The organism is Lentilactobacillus hilgardii DSM 20176 = ATCC 8290 (genome assembly GCF_000159315.1).
GTDB classification, from domain to species: domain Bacteria; phylum Bacillota; class Bacilli; order Lactobacillales; family Lactobacillaceae; genus Lentilactobacillus; species Lentilactobacillus hilgardii.
In genome coordinates, this window is the sequence record NZ_GG669993.1 from 659,835 (window position 1) to 661,593 (window position 1,759).

A 1,759-nucleotide genomic window follows, 5' to 3' on the forward strand; every position below is an offset into this window, starting at 1 on the left:
TGTTACCAATATGGCAGCTGCTTGGACACAAGCTCCTAATGAAGTTGCCGTTTGGGGTGGTACAAGTGCCGCTGCAACATTTGTAGCGATCGTGGCACTTGCTAATACCATTGGCCGATTCTTCATGGGCTGGTTATCTGATATCACTGGTCGAAAAACCGTGTTCTTCATCACTTATATCATTCAATTGCTTTCGCTGATTGCTTTGTTGATGACGAAACCCGGCTCAATGAGCATGGCGATGATGTACATTGTTGTTATCGCAATGGCCTTCTGCTTTGGTGGTAATATTACGGTATTTCCAACTTATGTCTCCGATTACTTTGGATTAAAAAATACGTCACGCAATTATTCAATGATCTACCAAGGATTCGGAATCGGTGCCATTATCATTGGCTTCTTAATGGCTTCCGGTAATCCACTGGATCCAAAGAAGGTTACGTTATCCAACGGGGCTGTTTTAACCCAAAACTTTACTTTAACCTACTGGGTACTTCTGATTATGGTAGTTATTTCATTAGCGATTTTTGCATTTATTAAAAAACCAATTAAAAAGTAATTTATAATTAACTCAACTACTCATATTTTCAAAAGAATTAAAATGGAATTCAATTTCTTTTTTATCACCTAAAGTATAAAGATCCTGCCAAGTCAGCCTTAATCGCTGATTTAGCAGGATCTTTATTTTTTTACATTATTATTGAACACAAAAGAGGACATTCCTTGTTTATTCGTTAAAATTAACTACCAAGTGATTACTAGGCATAAAAGATATATCATAAAAGTTGCGGGTAGCACCAGACAAAACGATGAGGTTATTCGTCCGAATGGTCGTTTAAGATGATTAGCCAAACTAGCATTATCTACCAAAAATCTTCTTGATCTTCTTGATAGAGGGCATTAACAGCACAAAACTATTCATGGATGCCCTACATAAATTAATTGACCTGTTGCCGTTTCATCAATTAAAGAAATACTTTTACCGGTTTGATTCAGACTACTAGAGAATGTGACGGAGTTATCGTGACTGACATGAATTATACCTATCTTAAACTGGTTAAAATAGTATTCCCCAACACCATCCTAGTTGTGGATAAATTCCATATCATCAACGCGCTTAACCGCGCCTTTAATAAAACCGGAGTTAGATTAGTTTGCGACATCTTCTAGTGAGTTTCACGCTCAAGCGCTACTTGAAGCTACTACTGGTTTCTTCTGAACAAATGGATTTGAATATTTTCATAAATGTACCAATTTTTCTTACTGGCTTACTGCCACCGAAATCGTCCACAACCTATTTGCCCTCGACTCCGAACTGAATCAAACTTACGAGGCCCTAAACCACGTGCGAACCGCTGCTATTCAACGCGGAGACTAGACTACTAACTACAATGCGGCCTTCTGGAACATGGCAGACTATTCTAAGGAAATGGCCAACACGTCTGAATTTCTTTAAACTCATTACGAGGAAATCCATCATACTTTTATCACTCAATATTCCAACAGTCTTTTATAGAGAACTAATAATAGAATCAAAGTCATTTTTCGGTTTAAAACTCCTGTATGCTTTTATAATTAAAACAAAAAAGCCCTAATCACAAAGTGATTAGGGCTTTAATCTTCAAATTTACCAACAACAGTTCTAATATGATGTCAAGTATCAACTTATTTAAAAAAGAGTACACTAAACAGTGATAGCTTTTTGACAGAAAAAAGCTGTCATAAATATCAACTATACTGGTATTTAAATAGTCTGCTT

The 1,759-nt window shown here is 36.5% G+C and carries 2 protein-coding genes; both read left to right on the forward strand.

The window, feature by feature from the left end; genetic code table 11:
* A partial coding sequence (locus HMPREF0519_RS07240; protein WP_004561722.1) for an MFS transporter occupies positions 1 to 559 on the forward strand: 559 nt, incomplete at its 5' end.
* 464 nt (positions 560 to 1,023) lie between these two features.
* Complete coding sequence (locus HMPREF0519_RS13345) at positions 1,024 to 1,170, forward strand: transposase (protein ID WP_150334599.1); 147 nt, start codon at positions 1,024 to 1,026, stop codon at positions 1,168 to 1,170.
* The last annotated feature ends 589 nt before the right edge of the window (positions 1,171 to 1,759 follow it).